Here is an 18,267-nt window from a genome sequence, read left to right as displayed (position 1 = left end):
ATAAATCCGGAGGATGAATATACGAATGAAAATGAGTTCGCTGTGTGACGCTGATCACTATTGCCTGGCACTGTCCCTTGCGCGCCGTTGTGCTTCGCGGGCCGAATCAACCGGGGACCGCATCCTGGGAACCGGGCGGAACGGGGGTGGCGGAACATTTAGTTGAAGACTGTCAACCCCACCATCGCCAGGCGCTGTCATTGATGAGTCAATTACCGGCGTAGTTGCGAATCCTCCCTTGGGTACCAGCAACTCTCCTGTTACCTGGGTTATAACCCACCAGTTAAAAGCCTGGTCGGCTTCAAGACCGTTTCCAAAGATTATCTTATCGGGCTGGTGGATCTGGACCGGCTTATCGGTATAGAATTTCTCCAGATTCTGGTCCCACCATAACTCCTGGCATTTCAAAGTATCCTTCTTGTCATTAAAAACAATCACACTGTCTCGCAGGAAAACCTTGTTATCACTTTCTTTATAACGACCATATTTTGCATCCAGCTGGCTTTCCACCTTAAGCAGACTGTCCTTAAAGAAATCAACATGAAGCGTATTGGGAAATTCAATGTATGGACTGTCGGTCTGGTAGCGGTTCATAACAGGGGCGGTTAGCCGCGCACGCATCTTTCCCCCCTGGCTGAGATAACTCTCAATGAATTTTGCCTCCTCCACCGCAATGCGCTTGGTGGTTAGGGCATTGATCTCTTCTTCGCTGTTTTCACAGGCGACGATAAAAAGGAAGCACAGAATATAAGAGAGATATTTAATCATATTTACGCTTCACGAACCAGAGGTCACTCAGGGTGAAGCCTAATGATATCCTGAATGTATTCTCCTGGAGATAAGTGGATGTGTTTCCCCTTCTTCCATATTCAAGGGCGAGATTAAGATTGGTATACTGCTCGCTGAAACGGTTTGGCCTTACCGGAAATCCAAAACCAGCAGTTACTGCATATTGATTCAGGTCTTCATCACGCACCTTAATATAATCAGTTCCAAAATTGAAACCTGCCCGGTAGGTTACCCTTCCCCAGTAATTAGCGCCAAATGGATTGGGCGTTAGTTGTCCGCCTATCCTGATCATGTTATTAGAAACCACAGAGTCTTTTTCGCCATAGATCCTGAAATCATCCCAGGCCGTGGTAGTATACTCGGCTCCGATCATCCATTTGTCCTGGCGATCGAGTGTGAAACCAACAGAATAGGTTGCGGGAAAACTGACCTTACCTGCAACATCAGCTTCTTTATAAACACTATCAGTGGAAAAGGTTCCACCCGATCCATCGTATTCAAAAGTTTCATTGGTGATATCGCGGGTGGCGTTGAAATCCTGTTTCAGAGTTGCCGTTGCACCCAAAACCAACCTTGTTTTTTTGTCGAGTTTAGCAATGTACTGAACGCCACCATTCAGGAATACACCACCGAAATTGATCTTGGTCTGGTAGTTCCCTTTGCGGTAGAGGACTGAATCATTGAGGAAGCTTTTCCTGGTGCTGATATCCTTGGTGCCGAAATGGTATCCCACATTAGCCCCGATACTAAAATTGCCAAAGCCTTTTCCCAATCCGGCAAAGGCCTGGTATGAGCCACCTGTTCCTTCATTAAGGGTAAGGGTGGAATCAATCGGATTTCCGGTTTCAGGGTTGAATTCGCGGCCGGATGATGTAATCTTGTAGTTGATCCTGCTAACCGGACGCAATCCCAGTACCATCCCAAAATTATTCTTCCTGCTCAAGGGGATTCCCAACTGAATATAGGAGATATTGGCGAAACTTGCTTTGTACTTATCGGTCCGGTTCTGCTGGCGCAAACTCTGGTTATCTACCTGGAACCCAAGATCGAAAGAGGTGATCCTGAGTTTGCCATAACTGGCAGGGTTGAAAGTGTTCAGGGTCTGTGGCTTCGGGTAGCGAAGTTTGAGGTCAAAACGGGGGTCATAATCCACGAAGCCGGTAGTGATACCGCCCATTCCTCTTGTGGCAACAGGAGTGCCTGGAACCAGGTTACCCCAGCCATAACGGGAATAGGGAGAGTTCTCCTGTGCACCCGCCATAAGTCCGCTTAAAAGCAAAACAGTAAAAAACAGCTGGGAAATTGGTCTTTTAATTACACTCACTGATCGCATACAGTCCTTTAAATATTAAATTCTGGTCGGCAAATATCTTGTTTTTTAGATGCGGCACAAAATAGCCCGAATTACCCCCGGTTAACAGCACGTTAAAGTTCCCATACCTTTCTTTGTAGGCATCTATGAATCCGTCAATTTCCTTAGCCATCCCGAGGATCACCCCGCTGGTAATATTTGTGACAGTATCATAACCCACCAAAGGGAAATTCCAGTCTTCTTTCACCAGTGGCAATTTTGCCGTATAGTCGCTCAGACTGCGGAAACGCATATCCATACCCGGTGATATTCCTCCACCCAGGAATTCATGGTTACGGTTCACGAAATTGTAGGTGATGGCCGTTCCCAATGCTATCGCCAGGTTGTTCCGCTGCGGGAAAAGATTCACGGCAGCAGCAACGATGGCAAGCCGGTCGGCCCCAATGGTGGATGGTTTCCCAACCGGCGTAGTGAAAGGAAGCCGAGTAAGGTGGCTGAGTTTATGAAACCTCGACGCCCCTTCCAATTCCACTTCCACCTGCGGGTCATGATCCATTACCGACGACAAAATAGTTCTCTCTGGCTGGAAGCGCGCTAATGCCTGCCGGATCGTTTCCGCCCCGGTATTTTCCAGCAGGATAACTTCCTGCAGATCAGCCCCCTTAAATACAGCATATTTTTGGCGAGTATTTCCAAAATCAAAACAGAGCGTGGTAGCAGCCATTTGGTTTACACATCTAAATCGAGCGAAGATAGGTTTTTAAAATGGCCGTTGAGCTTCACTTTTTCTTTAAGCTGTTCCATTTCGGCAATCACCGGTAACACTTTCGCGAGGTGTCGCTTAAGATATTCCTGCCGCTGGAGCTCATGGAGTAATCCCAGCAACTCATATTCCTCTTCAATTGAAAGTCCGGCGTGATGTGCCACATCGTAGCTGATCAATTGGTCGTCGGGCTTTTTAAAATCCTTTTTGACTTCCAGCAGGCGGTGCAATTCGCGGATACCAGCCAACACCACTTCCATCAGCGGCCGTTTACCCTTACCCCCGATATTAGGAGGGTAATTGACAATAGCACCCGTGTAGAGTTTGTCAGGAATATCCTTCACCTGCTCGAGGATGCGGAATACCTTCACCCCTTCTGTGCGGATATCCATTTCGCCCGATTCATAAATTTTGGTCACTTCGGTTACCCGCATCAGTGTACCCACCTCCTGTACTTTCTTTTCTAGAACGGTGGGTATGCCGAAAAACTTCTTGCCGTCAACACATTCGTTTATAAGCTGCTTGTAGCGCGATTCAAAGATGTGGAGGTTAAGTTGCTCTCCGGGGTAAACAACGATGGCCAGGGGGAATATAGGAATGAAATTTGTCATGGATCAGCATTCACGGTTGGTCTTATCTTCGCCTTATAACAGGTAACTATTACGCCACAATAAAGTTTATGAAAATTACCGGATTTACTATCATCAAAAATGCGGTCATCAACGATTATCCCATTACGGAAGCCATCCGGTCGATCTTACCGATAGTGGATGAGATGATTGTTCTGGTAGGCGACAGCACAGATGATACCGAGGCCCTGATCCGCTCTATCAACTCCGATAAAATTCGCATTCATCATTCTGTTTGGGATAAGAGCCTTCAGAAAGGTGGTTTCGTGCTGGCCGATGAAACCAATAAAGCGTTTGATCTGGTGGGTGCCGACAGCGACTGGGCATTCTACATCCAGGGCGATGAATGCATCCATGAAAAATACCACGCTTCCATTCTGGATGCCGCCAAACGGCACCTGGCTGACCACCGCGTGGATGGACTGCTATTCAATTACCTTCATTTTTATGGCACCTATGACTATGTGGGAGACAGTAGAAAATGGTATGATAAAGAAGTGAGGCTGATCCGCAATGATAAATCGATCCGCGCCTACCGCGATGCCCAGGGTTTTAGACGAAACGGTGAAAAGATCAGGGTAAAACCCACTCAAGCCTGGGTATATCATTATGGATGGGTGAAGAGCGAGGAACAGATGAGGTCGAAAGTGGCGAATATGGTCCACTATTGGGAGGAAATGGGCAAAAAGGGAGGGGCACCAGAAGAATTATTCAACCCAAATGACTTCGAATCACTTGTCAGATTTGAAGGCACCCATCCTGCTGTGTATTTGGAAAGAATTAGAAACAAAAATTGGCAGGTGAACTTCGATATCAGTAAAAAGAAATTTTCTTTCAAAGACTGGCTTCTTTATAGGTTGGAGAAAATTACCGGTAAGCGACTTTTTGCCTTTCGGAATTACGAGATCATCTGATCGAGGCTAATATTCCCTGAAGAGCAAATCAATTCGCTTGAAGAAATTTTTGATTCTTAATGTAACAGGTAAGGCGTAATTCTTTAATGGCCCGTCAAACTTTTCTCCTCTTCTGAGTATATAGCGGGTAAGGGTACTCGAAGTAAAACCCCATTTGGCAATGAACTGATAGTAGCCCCGATTTTTTTTTACCTTTTTGGTCGAAACAGAACCGAAATGATATACCCTACTTGCAGCCACCCCCTTGAAATAACGAATTCCCGCATTCCATAGTTTCATTGAAAAATCGGGATCTGAATACATGCCCGGACTAAATTCCGTGCTGTAACCTCCCACTAAGTCCCAAAGGTCCCGATGTATGATATTAGGCGGCCAGGTGGCACCCTGCCAATCCTCCATCGGTAATTTGTCAAATTCCTTCAGCAAGGCCTCTTCCATGAAATCTTCTATACCCTCTCCGTAGTCACCCTTGATGGAGCAATTGCTCTGCGGATTGCGCTCAATGGCGGTTCCTGAAATAAAGTAAAGTTTCCCTTGCTGGCCCTGAACCTCTTGCATCAGGGCGGCATCCCAGCCCGGACATACATACATATCATCATTTAAATAGACAATATGTTCAGTTTCCACTAAGGTACGGGCAATGTTTAGGGCATAACAAACGCCAACATTTTCCTTAGTCAACAGATAGCTCAATTCTGGTTGAGACTGCACCCACTCAAGTGAACCATCCTTCCCCTCATTCAGGTGAATGATAATTTGCATTTTCAGGGAAGAGTTTTTTCGGATGCTCTCAATGCAGAGCTTCAGGAAAGGAAGGTTATTCCAAGAGGGTATGATCACCGAGTAAACGGCCTCGGAGATGACCACTTTCCTGGTCCTAAGAGAAGAATAGTTGAACATGTTCCCACTTTGATCTGGAGCAATATTAGAAATAATTTTCTAAGTTGGCAGTCCAGTCATCAGAATTGAATTCCTGGTCTTATCTTTCAAGCCAATCTGGCAGCTTATGTTGAAAGGAATTCTTACAGGCGATTTTAAACTGATAGCCCGAAGCATCTCCATGATTGAGAACGAAGTACCTGGATATGAGGACCTTATGCAATCGCTGCCGCATTTCAATACTCCGGTCATAGGCATTACCGGTCCACCGGGGGCTGGCAAAAGCACCCTTGTCAACGCTCTCATCAGCATAATGGTGGATGCAGGTAAGAAAGTTGCCGTTCTCTGCGTGGATCCATCATCCCCATTCAATATGGGCGCGTTGTTAGGTGATCGCATACGCATGAATGACTGGTACAATCACCCCTCCGTTTTTATTCGTTCACTCGCAACCCGTGGATCTTTGGGGGGATTGCATCCTCATATCATTGAGATCACTGAATTACTTAAAGTTGCGCCATTTGATTATATAATAGTGGAAACTGTTGGGGTGGGACAAAGCGAGGTAGAGATTGTTGGTCTGGCAGATGTTACAGCTGTGATATTGGTACCTGAAGCGGGAGATGAGATCCAAACGATGAAGGCGGGACTGATGGAGATCGCAGATCTGTTTGTAGTAAATAAGGCTGACCGTCCCGATGCCGATCAATTCGTCCGCAACCTTCGGAGCATGCTGGCACCCACATTCAGCCGCCATAAAAACGCAGTGGAGGTGATCAAAACCATTGCTTCTGAAAAAAAAGGAACGGAGCAAGTGCTGGCAGCAATTGAAGCTGTATTACTTCACCATGAGCAAACAGATAGAAAAGCCTGGCTGCTTGCCGAAAGGGCATACCACCTTATTGAGCGTAACCGGATGAAGGATATCAATAAGCAGCGGCTTAAGGAAGCAATTGAGGAGCTCCAGGAAAAGAACGCCTTTAATCTATACAAATTTGTGATGCAATTTCATTGAGGCAGACAGCTATTCGACCGCTAAAGAAGGCATTTAACCTTTACTTAGATTAATAGTGGTCGCCTCCTGGTCGCCTCTTTATCTCCATCCGGTCCCCATCTGATAAGTATATCCAACTCCGGATTTTTTGAACACTGGAGAACTCTAATATGCGGCGCCTGGTTGATTGTGGAAGTAGATTACTGCAACCCGCCCGCGGCCCAGTTTAATGCAGCGAAGGCCTGGTAAAACTTCACTTTAAGTTCCAGTAGCTTCTGCTTTGCTTCTAACAATTTGGTTTCGCGGGAGTTAAGTAAGAACAAGGTTGTTTCACCCAGGGAAAATTTCAGCTGCTCTGCCTCAAAAAGGCGTGAGTAGTTGCGGTAAGCATTTTCGTAAATGGCTATTTGCTTTTGCAGGTTGAGCACCTCACTGTAATGGAATCGGATCTTATTCTCAAGATTCAGTTCTGTGAAGCTGCGATCAAGTTCGGTGGATTTAATCTTGATCTTTGCAGCACGATAATTACCGATTCCACTTCTATTGGGAATGGGGATAATTGCATTTACCCCAAACTTGTAATTATTCACAAATAGATTAGCCTTAAAGGCATTAGTCACATTATATCCTTTTTGCAGAAAATTATACTTCAGGTCAACTTTTGGGAGAAGGCTTTGAAATTTTAATCTTCGTTCAACTTCCAGGGATTGCAATTTATAATTGATTTCCTGCAACTTAGGATGGCCAGTAAGCGCTTCTGCGATCCAGTTATTGAGTTGGTCCACTTCATATTTTGCAATAGGTTGCTTTGACCATAAGGTATCGGGAATAACCCGCTCGTTGAGGTAAACGGGTTTATCATCTTCCATCCATAAAAATGTTGACAATTCCAATGTTGATTTCCTGAATTTCAACCATGCTTCTTCCCGTTGTTGCTGAAAGGCCTGCAATTGCACTAGTGCTTCTGTAGTATCAACAGCTGCACGATCGCCCTGTTCAAATGAAACACGCACCAGCTGGTATCTGGCTTCATTCAATAAAATAGTGGTATCCAGTACCTTCAGTAACTGGTGATCGCGGGCCCAGGCCCAATAGGCATTATATGCATCCAATAAAAGATCGTTGATCAAAACACGTCGTTCAAAAGCTGACTGCTGAGTAAATAGTTTTCCCTGCTCAAGAGCGGCACGGCGCTTATCCAATACAAGGTCTTTTAATAATGGTAAACTGATGCCAGCATAACTCGTACGGGCAAGCGATACTTCAGGATTAGTAAAATCCCCCCTATTATTCTCCAGGCCGGCATAAACTTCTAGGCCAAACCAGGTAGGTATACCAAGCTCTGCATTAGAATAATTGTAATAGTTCTTTCCATCAAATGTTTTTTGATCGTTGCTTAGAAATACCTGCGGATCAAATTCTCCTCGTATAGCAACAAGTTGCGCTCTTGCAGCATCTACCAATAAGCCGGCCTGCTTAGCAACAGGATGATGCTCTTTCACAATATTGATAAAATCATCTTCCGACAATACAGGCAAAGAGTCCTGCGCCTGCAAGAGCTTGCCTGCAGTTGTGCAACAAACGAATAAAGTCAATAAGCCAGTTTTCAAATTATGTACTGCATCCTTAATCATCAATAATTATTTTCTTTCCCTTCTTTTGCGTTTGATGTTGTTTGAGGGCGATAATAATCAGGCGGGAAACCATTGATCTGCCGCCATAATTCATACCATACCGATACATCTTTCAAGAGTGTAAAGTTTACCGCACCTGTGCCGAGTTTCATGTTTGCGGGCCAGGGTCGGTCATTCTTATCTTCTGCTACCAAAACCCGAAACATACCATTGCTGCTAAGATTCGATTCAATGGCTACAATTTCACCACCATAGGTTCCATAAGAAGCTTCGGGCCATCCACTGAAAATAATTGCCGGAAATCCATCGAACATAAACCGTGTTTTTTGTCCAGGGGTAAGTAGTTGCAGATCCATTGGCTTCACCCACACCTCAACCGCCAGCTGATAATTTTTAGGGACTATTTCAACAATCATATCACCTTCCTTCAGCATTTCATTAATACCGGCCTTCATTGCTTTAATTACCTGTCCATCCTGCGGCGCAAGCACATAATACTGTCCATTACGGATCCTGTAATTATCATATTGATTTTGCAACTTCGCCACTTTCCCTTGACCACTGGAGATCTGAGATTGGGATTGAAACCGATCACCTGAAGCCTTTGCAATCTTCTCCGCATATTCCTGAATTGCTGCGCTACGCTCCAACTGTAAAATGAGCAGATCCTGTTTGCTATTGTTGAAATCGTTTTGTGCTCCAATCAATTTCGCATTCACATTCTGGTGCATCACTTTTCTTCGTTCAAACTCAGTTAATGGAATAACTCCCTGCTCATACATTTTCACTGCACCCTCCAGTTGGCGATCGGCAACATTCATTTCGTTCATTGCCGCGCTAACTTTCATACTATCGCTCTGTACTTTGCGGTTGGTCTGGATTATCTTATTATCAATTGAATTCAGTTTCAACTCTCTTTCATTCTCGAGTGCCTTAATCTGCTGATCTGTACTTTTTACTTTTCCTTCATAAAAATCAATGGTCATTCGCTCTGCAGATAATTGCTGTTCGGTACGCTGCAAAAGATTCGGATCGAGGTAATCATCCTTTATTTCTGCCAGCTGCACAATAGTATCCCCCTTATTAACAAAGTCGCCCTCCTTCACCCACCATTTTACAATACGTCCACCGATAATATTATTAATCTGTTGTGGTCTTTGTTCCTGCCTTAATGTTGTAACCGCTCCAGTACTGCGAATATTCTGCGTCCATGGCAAAAACAAGATTATGATCACGAATAGGATTATGAGAAAAAAGTAAAGCCGGATATTACTCACCTTGTTTTGCCGGTAAATTTTTCCAAAGGATTGTAAGGGCTTTCCAACCTTGGATTGTATATCAGGAGTTAATAATTGAAAGGCCATATTCTGCTATTATAACTGGTTAGTATTATGGTGTTGCTTTCTTAATAATTGTTCCATCCTGCATGGCAAGTACCTGATCACATTTCCTTGAAAAATCTTCATCATTGCTGATTACGATCACTGTGGTTCCAGGGATCTGGTGCAGTAAATAGTTTTCAACTTTTGCCTTGCTTTCTGCATCAAAGCCCAGCCAGGGCTCCTCCAGTAATAATAATTTAGGGTTGGATATGAGCGCTCTCAATAAAAGTACTTTTCGGATAACGGCACTGGACAATCGCTTTCCGGCAGCATCAATTGGGGTATCGTAACCTTTTTTCAGAGAGGAGATAAAATCACTGATTCCGAGTTGAGTTGCAAGTATTGTAATTTCAGACGTAGTAACTGCAGTATCACCCAGCGTTATATTCTCATAGAGCGTTCCCTGGAATATATCCTGCTGATGAAAAAGAATTCCTGTTTCTGCCCGCAAGAAGGCTGGGTTATAATTACCAATTGGAATATTGTTGATACTTATTCTCCCCCGAAAATCGTTATAAGCGCCGGTTAATAATTTCAGTATGGTTGACTTACCTGAACCATCGCCTCCTGTAATACAGACCTTTTCACCTGAATGAATATCAAATGATACCTGTTGCAAAATAGAGGTCTCATCGTTATAACTGAAACTGAGATCGCTGACTGAAACGGACATACCCTGCTGTAATTCGTCGGGTCTTAGTGACCCTTCAGCTTCCAATGGCTTATCAATCACCTTACCTAGTTTCTCAACGCTGGTGAGGATATCGTAAATTTTATCAAGGCTGCGGATAAGTTTTTCAACGGATGCCAGTACTAATAATATAACGATCTCAGCTGCCGCAAACTGACCAACGTTAATTTCATTACTTACCAACAGAAATGCGCCCACTATCAGCATACCAGCAGTGATAATAATTTTAAAACCGATAAGAGACCAATACTGCATCAACAAAATTCGGAAATGACTTGTGCGCGCATGGAGATAACCTGTTACCAAGGCGTCTGTTTTATCAACGGGCAATGATGACCCCCGTGAAAACTGGAATGATTTCAACACCCTGGCTATTTCTTCCAGCCATCCTGCTACCGCATATTTATTTTCGCTTTCATCGAGGCTTGTGGAAAGCCCTCTTGCGTAAGTGACCCGAATAATTATAAATAGAATTAGTAACACTAATAAGCTGAAAATGATAAAGACATTTGCATAAAGTGATAGAAGTATGAGACCAAAGATCACCTGGATCATGGCTGCGGGTATATCCAGAAGGATCCGGCTTAAACTTTTTTCGAGATTAATGGTGTCGAAGAAACGGTTAACAAATTCAGGGAGATAATACTGATCAATCCTTTTCAGATCGAGACGTGGAATGCGCCAGGCAAATTCAAATGAATAACGGGTAAAAATGCGTTGCTGGATCTTTTCTATGATCTTCATCTGGTTTACCTGTAATAAGCCAGTTAAAAACACACTGATCACAACAAGTACTATGAGCACAATAATAGAGGTAGACATCCGGCCGGCAAGAACAAAATTGATAATGGCCTGCACACCTAACGGAACGGCTAATTGCAAAAGTCCGGCGAGTATCGCATAAAAATAAATAGACCCTATTTCCTTTCTTTCCAGGTTTAGTACCTGCAATAAGCGTTGTAAAGGACGCTTTAGGTCCTTCTCAGCTAGATCATTTGCCATTTTGGTTTCCGTTATGTGAAAGAGAGTTAAATGCTGCAGCCTGATCCTTTGAACAGGCAATTAAGTGTTCCGATAAAACAGGGAAGCCCACAAAAAGTTCAAAACTACAGCTGATTTTGCTTGTTTTAACAAAATAATCCCAAGTCTTAATGCCCCTCAATTAGGCTTCATTTTGTAATTAAATTACAGCAGGAAGGCGGGGAAATCTAGAACATATCCCGGTTTGCCTTATACCAGCGAAAACCAAGTATACCAAGAATAGCGAGGGGCGTAGCAGCCAGGTAAATGATACCGCCATTAAGTGCTTTTGCCGGCTTCTCGCCAAGCTGTTGGGCTGTTTTAGTACATATAGAACATTGTGCCTGACTTTCAAGGCCAGTAGATAACAAAAAAATCATCAGGATGGAAACAACAGCACGTATCATTATCAGGGATTTGTACAAAATTACGGGTTGCCAGACAATAGTAATGCGATTGTTGAAGGCAACAGTCCCGGCCTGGCTTTATGAGGTAATGAATGCCGTATAGTTAATGCATAAATTTCATATATTACTATACTTAGTCGGCGAAAAGCCGTCTGACGCTTGTCCTGACAGGCGTCAGACGCATATATAAATTATGGACATTCGAAAAATTAAAGAAGAAGAATTGGATGCTGCATCGCTATCGTTGGCTAATGCATTCTTCATGGACCCATTACAACGGTATGTTTTTCCTGATGAAAATGATAACCGCGAAAAATCGCCGCTGCATTTCAAAGCAATTCTGAATTATGGCTTCCTGTTTGGAGATGTGTATACAACAGATGACATCGGAGGAGCCGTTGTTTGGTTGCGTCCCGGTGAAACGGATGGCAGTCCGGATATGGCGGTTGCTGCTGGCATCGATAAACTTCCTTATTTACTTGGGGCTGCCGAAATGGATCGCTTCTTTAACTCAATTGCATTTGTGGAAGCATTCCATAAAGAAGATATTTCTATCCCTCATTGGTACACGATGGTGGTGGGTGTTGACCCGGTTCACCAGGGCAAGGGTTATGGCCGGAAATTGCTTGATCCGGTTATAGAAAAAGCTGCTGCTGATGGCATTCCGGTTTATCTCGAAACTGCACAACCAACGAATGTCTCATTTTATCAACACCTTGGCTTCCGAATTCTCCGCGATCTTATTGAGCCGGTTAGCGGACTCAGACTTTGGACCTTTCAAAAAGATTAGCCGTCAATTAATTAAAAAAGTCGCTGCGATTGCTCGCAACGACTTCAATTATATAGATAATTCCTGTTCATGTTCGAACATCCTCCGAACATGTGTCAGACACCTAATTACCCAACTTCTTCCGTCTTCGCCATTTTCTGGATGCGGTTTCGATCATTCTCATCGAGATAGATCTTACGCATACGGATATTGATTGGCGTTACCTCGATGCACTCGTCATGCTGGATGTACTCCATGCATTCTTCAAGGCTGAGCTGTGTTTTGGGTGCAATTCTTGTTGCATCATCACTTCCGCTCGCACGGTGGTTGGTAAGCTTTTTAGGTTCCGTAACGTTAACTACAAGATCGCCGGGTTTGATATTCTCCGCAACAATCTGTCCAGCGTATACATCCTCTCCCGGATCAACGAAGAAAGTTCCGCGATCCTGAAGTTTATCAATGGAATAACCGGTTGTCTTTTCAGTATTCTTAGAGATCAAAACACCATTGTTACGACCAGGTATAGGTCCCTTCCATGGCTTATACTCAATGAAACGGTGGTTCATCACTGCCTCACCTGTTGTTGCTGTAAGCATCTGGGTACGAAGGCCGATTAGTCCGCGTGAAGGTATTTCAAACTCAAGGTGTTGCATATCACCCTTGGTTTCCATCACATGCATTTCGCCTTTACGACGGGTAACCAGGTCGATAACTTTGGAAGCAAATTCCTGCGGTACATCCACTACCAACATTTCATATGGCTCACATTTTTTGCCATCGATCATTTTCAGGATAACCTGGGGCTGACCAACGGTGAGTTCATATCCTTCACGACGCATGGTTTCGATCAATACACCAAGGTGAAGAATACCGCGACCATAAACCTGGAAGCTGTCTCCACTATCGGTATCGAACACACGCAATGCGAGGTTCTTTTCTGTTTCTTTCATCAGGCGGTCACGGAGGTGACGGGAGGTAACAAACTTACCATCCTTACCAAAGAAAGGTGAATTGTTGATGCTGAATAGCATGTTCATGGTTGGTTCATCCACGCTGATAACGGGCAATGCTTCCATTGTTTCCTGATCAGAAATGGTATCACCGATATTGAAATCTTCCAATCCCACAACAGCACAAAGATCACCGGCAAGAACCTCGGTTACCTTACGCTTGCCCATGCCTTCAAATACATAGAGTTCACGAACGCGTTGCTTCTTAAAGGTACCATCAGCCTGCATAAGGGCGATGGGCTGGTTTTCTTTTATGCTTCCACGTGCTACTTTTCCAATGGCGATCCTGCCAAGGAAAGAGGAATAATCGAGGGAAGTGATCTGCATCTGGAGCGGACCGGCCTCAACTTTTGGTTCTGGTACATATTTAAGTATACCATCCATGAGTGGGGTGATATCTTCACTCTGTGTAAGACTGTCGTTGAACCATCCGTTCTTACCGCTACCATAGAAGGTAGGGAAGTTAAGCTGCTCTTCTGTAGCATCGAGGTTAAAGAAAAGGTCGAATACTGCATCATGCACCTCATCGGGGCGACAGTTTGGCTTATCTACTTTGTTGATCACAACAATTGGGTGCAGGTTAAGCTGTAAGGCTTTCTGCAATACGAACCTGGTTTGTGGCATTGGTCCTTCAAAGGCATCTACGAGGAGAATAACCCCATCAGCCATTTTCAGAACACGTTCTACCTCACCGCCAAAGTCGGCGTGGCCCGGAGTGTCAATTACGTTGATTTTCACATCTTTATAAGTTACGGCTGCGTTCTTACTAAAGATGGTAATGCCTCTTTCACGCTCAAGGTCGTTACTATCCATGATCAGGTCACCTGTATCCTGGTTTTCGCGGAACACCTTGGTGGTGTGGAGGATGCGGTCAACCAGGGTAGTCTTACCGTGGTCAACGTGTGCAATGATTGCTATATTTCTGATGTCCATTTTCTAATTACTTGAAGATTAAATGGTTAGATGGGGCCACCATTCAACCAAAGCCCTAAGGGCGCGCAAAGGTAAGCCAAAATGACGGGCTGGCAAGCAGTATTGAATAAAGAATTTGTTATATAAGAGCGAATTATTACCCTTATTATACCCTCACATAAATCTTCCGCTTGTTCATCCACCAACCCACCAGCCAGCAGACCATCATGATGAACAGGGCAAAAGCAAGGGATCCGGTATAAGGACCTAAATAACTAAATAGCTTCTCGTATAAATGATTGTAATAGGGTTTGCCATCGCTGGTTTTAAAGAACCAGAGAAGAATCGCAATAACTTCTGAAAGTAGGTATATAAAGAGTGGGTTCTTGCCGAAGACAGTAAAAAAACTTGTCCAGCCCGCCATCTTCCTGAATTCAATAATATAAATAAGGACAGCAAGCAATGCCAGGTCGATCCCAACAGTTAACATCACATAGGAGCTGGTCCATAGTTTTTTATTGATGGGAAAGAAGGGATCCCAGCAATAGGCAACAAAGAGAAAAAGAGCAGCGGCCAGCAGCAGCATAGCTACTGTTTCCCACACCTGTCCTTTTTTCCTTACCAGTTCACCGGCCCAGTAACCAAAAACAACATTGGCGATTGAAGGCAAAGTTCCAAGTAATCCTTCCGGGTCAAAGGCAATGCCATCACCATGATACATATGCTTTTCGCCGATAAGCCACTTGTCAAGCCGCAATACAGCATTACCTTCCAGGCTGTAGGGGTCCGTTCCCGATCCGAATTGTACCATCAGAAACCAATAAAGCAATAATAAAATAATAGTGATGATGTATGTTGCTTTTGGTTTCAGGTAATAAATTAACAGGGCTGTGATACCATAGCAGAGTGCGATCCGCTGCAGTACACCAAATACCCTCGTTTCGGAAAAAGGAAAAGCAGAAAACTGATTGCCATCCCATCTCACAAAGGGAAACCAGTACATGAGATAACCAAGGAGAAAGATGATAGCAGTACGTTTGAGAATTTTTGTTAGAACAACGGATTGCGGCATTCCTTCCCATTTAGGAAAAACAAAGGCCATTGCATTGCCGACGGCAAAGAGGAATGATGGAAATACAAGGTCTGTAGGGGTGAATCCGTGCCAGTTTGCATGCAGCAGGGGTGCAAGTGTTGTTTCATAATTGCCTGGCGTATTGACAATGATCATGAAGCATACGGTCATACCCCTGAATACGTCAAGGGCGAGGAAACGGGGGGCAGCTATCTTGCTCATTTGGTTTTGGCGGTTTATCCGAATTTAACAAGTTTATTGCCGATAGGAGATTCATCGGCTGCCAACATCCTGCTTTATTTTTTTACAAAGCTATTTACCATGCATTTACAATTCGTAGTTTGGGGTACAAAACTGATTTCCTTCTATGAAAAAGAAATGGCTGCTTGCTTTACCCTTAGTAATTATTATTGGTTATATGGCTGGGCCATCTCCTTCAACACCTGAATACAAAACAACCTTACCTGTTATTCCTGGTGAAGCCGCAGACCTGGAGATGTATCTCAATGAACATGAAAGCCGCCATCGGTTGAAACCGGATAACCATGCAAGAATTATATGGAACAACGATTCGCTGAAACAGCCAACAGAATATGCGATGGTTTACTTGCATGGCTTTAGTGCCTCACAATTTGAAGGTGCTCCAACCCACACCAATATTGCCAGAAAGTTTGGGGCGAATCTATTTCTCGCCAGGCTTGCAGAACATGGAATAGATACTATTGATCCGCTTGTTAATCTCAATGCCGATAAATACTGGGAATCAGCCAAAGAAGCGCTGGCAATAGGGAAACACCTGGGCAGAAAGGTAATTCTTATGGGTACATCCACCGGTGGCACCAATGCCCTTCAGCTTGCAGCAACCTATCCCGGTGATGTTCATGCGCTGATACTATTATCCCCCAATATTGCCATCAATGATCCGAATGCTTGGCTGTTGAATAATCCCTGGGGATTAGAGCTGGCTACTGCAGTTACGGGTAGCCGCTACCGGGAGTCGTCTGATAAAAGGGAAGAGTATAAAAAATACTGGAACAGTCCCTACAGACTTGAGGCTACTGTAGCGCTGGAAGAGATGTTAGAAACCAGTATGACAAAAGAGACCTTTACAAAGATCAACCAGCCCCTGCTCCTTCTCTATTATTATAAAGATGAAGAAAACCAGGACCCGGTGGTAAAGGTCTCTGCAATGCGTGAAATGTTCCGGCAGGTATCAACTCCCAATTCCATGAAACGCGAGGTTCCAATGCCAGAAACCGGCGATCACGTAATTGCCTCTCCGTTCAAATCAAAAGATGCTGCGGGGGTAGAAAGAGAGATAGAAGATTTTATTAAGACAACTGTTATTAAAAACTGATCAATGTTTTACACTACCATTCTTGATGCTTCATACATCTGCTCCAGATTATAATCTGTTGCCAGCTTCTTATAATTGACAACATCAACGATGGTTCCTATCAAACAGAGGCCACCGGTAAACAAGTATAGTAAACCCATACCAACCTGGCCGATAACAAACCTTTGAACACCGGCAATAACGATGAAACCAAGGCAGGTAAGTAGCAAGATATCCTGGGGCTTTTTGCGCTTGCCCTGGTATAACATGAAGAACTGCTGTTGCTGTGATGCGGTCATGTTCTTGGTTAATTCATTTATACCTGCCATTTCTTCGGGCTGCAGGTCAGTCAGTCCCGCCAGATAATTTTGCATGAATAAGATTTTTTGTTGTTGGTTGTATTAGTGAATAAATGCGATGTAATATAATAATTAGCGCGGGAATGCCCATCCAGTGATAGTTCCATGAAACTTCCCATTGGAGGTGCATGGCTGCATGGATGCTACGGCCTATTCCACAACCGGGACAATTATCAAAGCCCAGCCAATGAAAGGGACAATAACCTGATTGTTGCTGACCGGGATCAACCATAAAATACAGCCATAACAAGGCACTGAGCCAGGCCAGTAACTCATTGTTTTTCCATATCTTCTGAATGATCATGATGCTATGAAAATACTCTATATTTTTGAACACTAAACCGCTTGCCATGTTGCGTTCAAAAATTTCAGGTATAGGGATGTATGTGCCTAAGAATATTGTCACTAATAATGATCTGAAAAAATATATGGATACCAGTGATGAATGGATCCAGGAAAGAACTGGAATTATTGAACGGCGTTATGCAGATCGAACGGGTGAAACAACCACTACAATGGCTGTAGAGGCAGCTTCCATCGCTATTGAACGTGCCGGCATCACCCCACAGGATATTGATTTCATAGTTTTTGCAACTCTCTCACCCGATTATTATTTCCCGGGCTGCGGTGTATTGTTACAAAGGGCCATGAAGATGAAAGAGATCGGGGCGCTTGATATACGCAACCAATGCAGTGGATTCGTTTATGCATTATCGGTAGCAGACCAGTTTATCCGTACAGGTACCTATAAAAATATACTTGTTATAGGAAGTGAGAAGCATTCTTTCGGGCTCGACTTCTCCACCCGTGGCCGGAATATCTCTGTCATTTTTGGTGATGGCGCAGGGGCAGTAGTATTGCAACCAACAGAAGAGGAAGGCCGTGGTATTCTCAGCACGCATTTGCATAGTGATGGCGAGGGCGCTGAGATACTTGCCATGTATAATCCAGGTACTCATGCCAATCATTGGGGACATTATGCCGATTTCAAGGATGCTCCCATCGCAGAAATGTTCATGAGCCATGAGATGATTGATAACGCGCAGAACTTTCCCTTTATGGATGGACCCTCAGTATTTAAAAAAGCGGTGGTAAAGTTTCCGGAAGTAATAATGGAATCACTTAGTGCCAATAAACTGAATGCGTCGGATATATCTATGCTGATACCTCACCAGGCCAACCTTCGAATTGCGCAATTTGTACAACAAAAACTAGGGCTCCGTGACCACCAGGTATATAATAATATCCAGCATTATGGCAATACCACAGCAGCTTCCGTTCCAATAGCACTTTGCGAGGCATGGGAAAAGGGTAAGATCAAAGAAGGCGACCTTGTTTGCCTGGCTGCCTTTGGCAGTGGGTTTACCTGGGCAAGTGCATTGCTCCGTTGGTAGT

18 protein-coding genes are annotated in these 18,267 nt (G+C 44.1%); 5 read left to right on the top strand and 13 right to left on the bottom strand.

The window, feature by feature from the left end; translation table 11 throughout:
* Positions 1-57 precede the first annotated feature (57 nt).
* From lptC to HY58_RS08970, 4 genes are read right to left on the bottom strand one after another with little or no spacing between them, the layout of a single operon-like run.
* The gene (gene lptC, locus HY58_RS08985) at positions 58-768 is read right to left on the bottom strand and encodes an LPS export ABC transporter periplasmic protein LptC (protein ID WP_052323977.1); all 711 of its coding nucleotides are present in this window, start codon (positions 766-768) and stop codon (positions 58-60) included.
* On the bottom strand, positions 761-2,122 hold the full coding sequence (locus HY58_RS08980; protein WP_039130690.1) for a hypothetical protein: 1,362 nt from the start codon (positions 2,120-2,122) through the stop codon (positions 761-763). The genes lptC and HY58_RS08980 overlap by 8 nt, the downstream gene beginning before the upstream one ends.
* Entirely contained in the window at positions 2,100-2,825 is a 726-nt protein-coding gene (locus tag HY58_RS08975) for a type III pantothenate kinase (protein WP_039130688.1), read from the bottom strand. The genes HY58_RS08980 and HY58_RS08975 overlap by 23 nt, the downstream gene beginning before the upstream one ends.
* 5 nt (positions 2,826-2,830) lie before the next feature.
* The gene (locus tag HY58_RS08970; RefSeq protein WP_039130685.1) at positions 2,831-3,475 is read right to left on the bottom strand and encodes an LON peptidase substrate-binding domain-containing protein; all 645 of its coding nucleotides are present in this window, start codon (positions 3,473-3,475) and stop codon (positions 2,831-2,833) included.
* Positions 3,476-3,543: 68 nt separating this feature from the next.
* Here HY58_RS08970 and HY58_RS08965 point away from each other — a divergent pair, with 68 nt between their 5' ends.
* Complete coding sequence (locus HY58_RS08965) at positions 3,544-4,407, top strand: glycosyl transferase (RefSeq protein WP_039130682.1); 864 nt, start codon at positions 3,544-3,546, stop codon at positions 4,405-4,407.
* A gap of 6 nt (positions 4,408-4,413) precedes the next feature.
* On the opposite strand, the gene HY58_RS08960 is transcribed toward HY58_RS08965, so the two are convergent.
* Positions 4,414-5,307: a glycosyltransferase family 2 protein gene (locus HY58_RS08960; RefSeq protein ID WP_052323976.1), complete on the bottom strand. Its 894-nt coding sequence runs from the start codon at positions 5,305-5,307 to the stop codon at positions 4,414-4,416.
* 106 nt (positions 5,308-5,413) lie between these two features.
* Here HY58_RS08960 and meaB point away from each other — a divergent pair, with 106 nt between their 5' ends.
* The gene (meaB, locus tag HY58_RS08955; RefSeq protein ID WP_039130678.1) at positions 5,414-6,301 is read left to right on the top strand and encodes a methylmalonyl Co-A mutase-associated GTPase MeaB; all 888 of its coding nucleotides are present in this window, start codon (positions 5,414-5,416) and stop codon (positions 6,299-6,301) included.
* Positions 6,302-6,480: 179 nt separating this feature from the next.
* Here meaB and HY58_RS08950 read toward each other — a convergent pair whose 3' ends face one another.
* The 4 genes from HY58_RS08950 to HY58_RS08935 all read right to left on the bottom strand — a co-directional run bounded on the left by HY58_RS08950 (position 6,481) and on the right by HY58_RS08935 (position 11,414).
* Positions 6,481-7,875, bottom strand: a complete 1,395-nt coding sequence (locus HY58_RS08950; RefSeq protein ID WP_172644627.1) for a TolC family protein — start codon at positions 7,873-7,875, stop codon at positions 6,481-6,483.
* Between the two features lie 38 nt (positions 7,876-7,913).
* The gene (locus HY58_RS08945; RefSeq protein WP_253271534.1) at positions 7,914-9,149 is read right to left on the bottom strand and encodes an HlyD family secretion protein; all 1,236 of its coding nucleotides are present in this window, start codon (positions 9,147-9,149) and stop codon (positions 7,914-7,916) included.
* A gap of 154 nt (positions 9,150-9,303) precedes the next feature.
* A complete protein-coding gene (locus HY58_RS08940) occupies positions 9,304-10,989 on the bottom strand; it encodes a peptidase domain-containing ABC transporter (protein ID WP_039130677.1) in 1,686 nt (561 codons plus the stop codon).
* Positions 10,990-11,195: 206 nt separating this feature from the next.
* The gene (locus HY58_RS08935; RefSeq protein WP_039130675.1) at positions 11,196-11,414 is read right to left on the bottom strand and encodes a hypothetical protein; all 219 of its coding nucleotides are present in this window, start codon (positions 11,412-11,414) and stop codon (positions 11,196-11,198) included.
* Positions 11,415-11,607: 193 nt separating this feature from the next.
* Here HY58_RS08935 and HY58_RS08930 point away from each other — a divergent pair, with 193 nt between their 5' ends.
* Positions 11,608-12,204 carry an N-acetyltransferase gene (locus tag HY58_RS08930; protein ID WP_052323973.1) on the top strand — a complete coding sequence of 199 codons (597 nt, stop codon included), beginning with the start codon at positions 11,608-11,610 and terminating at the stop codon, positions 12,202-12,204.
* A 107-nt stretch (positions 12,205-12,311) separates the two neighbouring features.
* Here HY58_RS08930 and typA read toward each other — a convergent pair whose 3' ends face one another.
* Together typA and HY58_RS08920 are read right to left on the bottom strand one after the other, a co-directional pair.
* Positions 12,312-14,126, bottom strand: a complete 1,815-nt coding sequence (typA, locus tag HY58_RS08925; protein ID WP_039130672.1) for a translational GTPase TypA — start codon at positions 14,124-14,126, stop codon at positions 12,312-12,314.
* A gap of 145 nt (positions 14,127-14,271) precedes the next feature.
* Positions 14,272-15,399, bottom strand: a complete 1,128-nt coding sequence (locus HY58_RS08920) for an acyltransferase family protein (protein WP_039130670.1) — start codon at positions 15,397-15,399, stop codon at positions 14,272-14,274.
* A 145-nt stretch (positions 15,400-15,544) separates the two neighbouring features.
* On the opposite strand from HY58_RS08920, the gene HY58_RS08915 reads away from it, so the two are divergent.
* The gene (locus tag HY58_RS08915) at positions 15,545-16,534 is read left to right on the top strand and encodes a carboxylesterase (RefSeq protein ID WP_039130667.1); all 990 of its coding nucleotides are present in this window, start codon (positions 15,545-15,547) and stop codon (positions 16,532-16,534) included.
* An 8-nt stretch (positions 16,535-16,542) separates the two neighbouring features.
* On the opposite strand, the gene HY58_RS08910 is transcribed toward HY58_RS08915, so the two are convergent.
* Together HY58_RS08910 and HY58_RS19190 are read right to left on the bottom strand one after the other, a co-directional pair.
* Positions 16,543-16,887 (bottom strand): NINE protein, encoded by a 345-nt coding sequence (locus tag HY58_RS08910; protein WP_039130664.1) that lies wholly within the window; start codon positions 16,885-16,887, stop codon positions 16,543-16,545.
* The gene (locus HY58_RS19190) at positions 16,859-17,224 is read right to left on the bottom strand and encodes a DUF2752 domain-containing protein (RefSeq protein ID WP_082022121.1); all 366 of its coding nucleotides are present in this window, start codon (positions 17,222-17,224) and stop codon (positions 16,859-16,861) included. The genes HY58_RS08910 and HY58_RS19190 overlap by 29 nt, the downstream gene beginning before the upstream one ends.
* On the opposite strand from HY58_RS19190, the gene HY58_RS08900 reads away from it, so the two are divergent.
* Positions 17,223-18,266: a 3-oxoacyl-ACP synthase III family protein gene (locus HY58_RS08900; protein WP_039130660.1), complete on the top strand. Its 1,044-nt coding sequence runs from the start codon at positions 17,223-17,225 to the stop codon at positions 18,264-18,266. The two genes, HY58_RS19190 and HY58_RS08900, sit on opposite strands and share 2 nt — an antisense overlap.
* The last annotated feature ends 1 nt before the right edge of the window (position 18,267 follow it).

This window comes from Flavihumibacter sp. ZG627 (assembly GCF_000814325.1).
GTDB lineage: Bacteria > Bacteroidota > Bacteroidia > Chitinophagales > Chitinophagaceae > Flavihumibacter.
Note: the sequence above shows the minus strand (reverse complement) of the source record. Positions and strands in the feature narration are given on the sequence as shown.

What these genes read in the sequence shown, in the direction of transcription:
- lptC (WP_052323977.1), bottom strand. Translation starts at nt 768, where the DNA reads ATGATTAAATATCTCTCTTATATTCTGTGCTTCCTTTTTATCGTCGCC.
- HY58_RS08980 (WP_039130690.1), bottom strand. Translation starts at nt 2,122, where the DNA reads ATGCGATCAGTGAGTGTAATTAAAAGACCAATTTCCCAGCTGTTTTTT.
- HY58_RS08975 (WP_039130688.1), bottom strand. Translation starts at nt 2,825, where the DNA reads ATGGCTGCTACCACGCTCTGTTTTGATTTTGGAAATACTCGCCAAAAA.
- HY58_RS08970 (WP_039130685.1), bottom strand. Translation starts at nt 3,475, where the DNA reads ATGACAAATTTCATTCCTATATTCCCCCTGGCCATCGTTGTTTACCCC.
- HY58_RS08965 (WP_039130682.1), top strand. Translation starts at nt 3,544, where the DNA reads ATGAAAATTACCGGATTTACTATCATCAAAAATGCGGTCATCAACGAT.
- HY58_RS08960 (WP_052323976.1), bottom strand. Translation starts at nt 5,307, where the DNA reads ATGTTCAACTATTCTTCTCTTAGGACCAGGAAAGTGGTCATCTCCGAG.
- meaB (WP_039130678.1), top strand. Translation starts at nt 5,414, where the DNA reads ATGTTGAAAGGAATTCTTACAGGCGATTTTAAACTGATAGCCCGAAGC.
- HY58_RS08940 (WP_039130677.1), bottom strand. Translation starts at nt 10,989, where the DNA reads ATGGCAAATGATCTAGCTGAGAAGGACCTAAAGCGTCCTTTACAACGC.
- HY58_RS08935 (WP_039130675.1), bottom strand. Translation starts at nt 11,414, where the DNA reads ATGATACGTGCTGTTGTTTCCATCCTGATGATTTTTTTGTTATCTACT.
- HY58_RS08930 (WP_052323973.1), top strand. Translation starts at nt 11,608, where the DNA reads ATGGACATTCGAAAAATTAAAGAAGAAGAATTGGATGCTGCATCGCTA.
- typA (WP_039130672.1), bottom strand. Translation starts at nt 14,126, where the DNA reads ATGGACATCAGAAATATAGCAATCATTGCACACGTTGACCACGGTAAG.
- HY58_RS08920 (WP_039130670.1), bottom strand. Translation starts at nt 15,399, where the DNA reads ATGAGCAAGATAGCTGCCCCCCGTTTCCTCGCCCTTGACGTATTCAGG.
- HY58_RS08915 (WP_039130667.1), top strand. Translation starts at nt 15,545, where the DNA reads ATGAAAAAGAAATGGCTGCTTGCTTTACCCTTAGTAATTATTATTGGT.
- HY58_RS08910 (WP_039130664.1), bottom strand. Translation starts at nt 16,887, where the DNA reads ATGCAAAATTATCTGGCGGGACTGACTGACCTGCAGCCCGAAGAAATG.
- HY58_RS08900 (WP_039130660.1), top strand. Translation starts at nt 17,223, where the DNA reads ATGTTGCGTTCAAAAATTTCAGGTATAGGGATGTATGTGCCTAAGAAT.
- HY58_RS19190 (WP_082022121.1), bottom strand. Translation starts at nt 17,224, where the DNA reads ATGGCAAGCGGTTTAGTGTTCAAAAATATAGAGTATTTTCATAGCATC.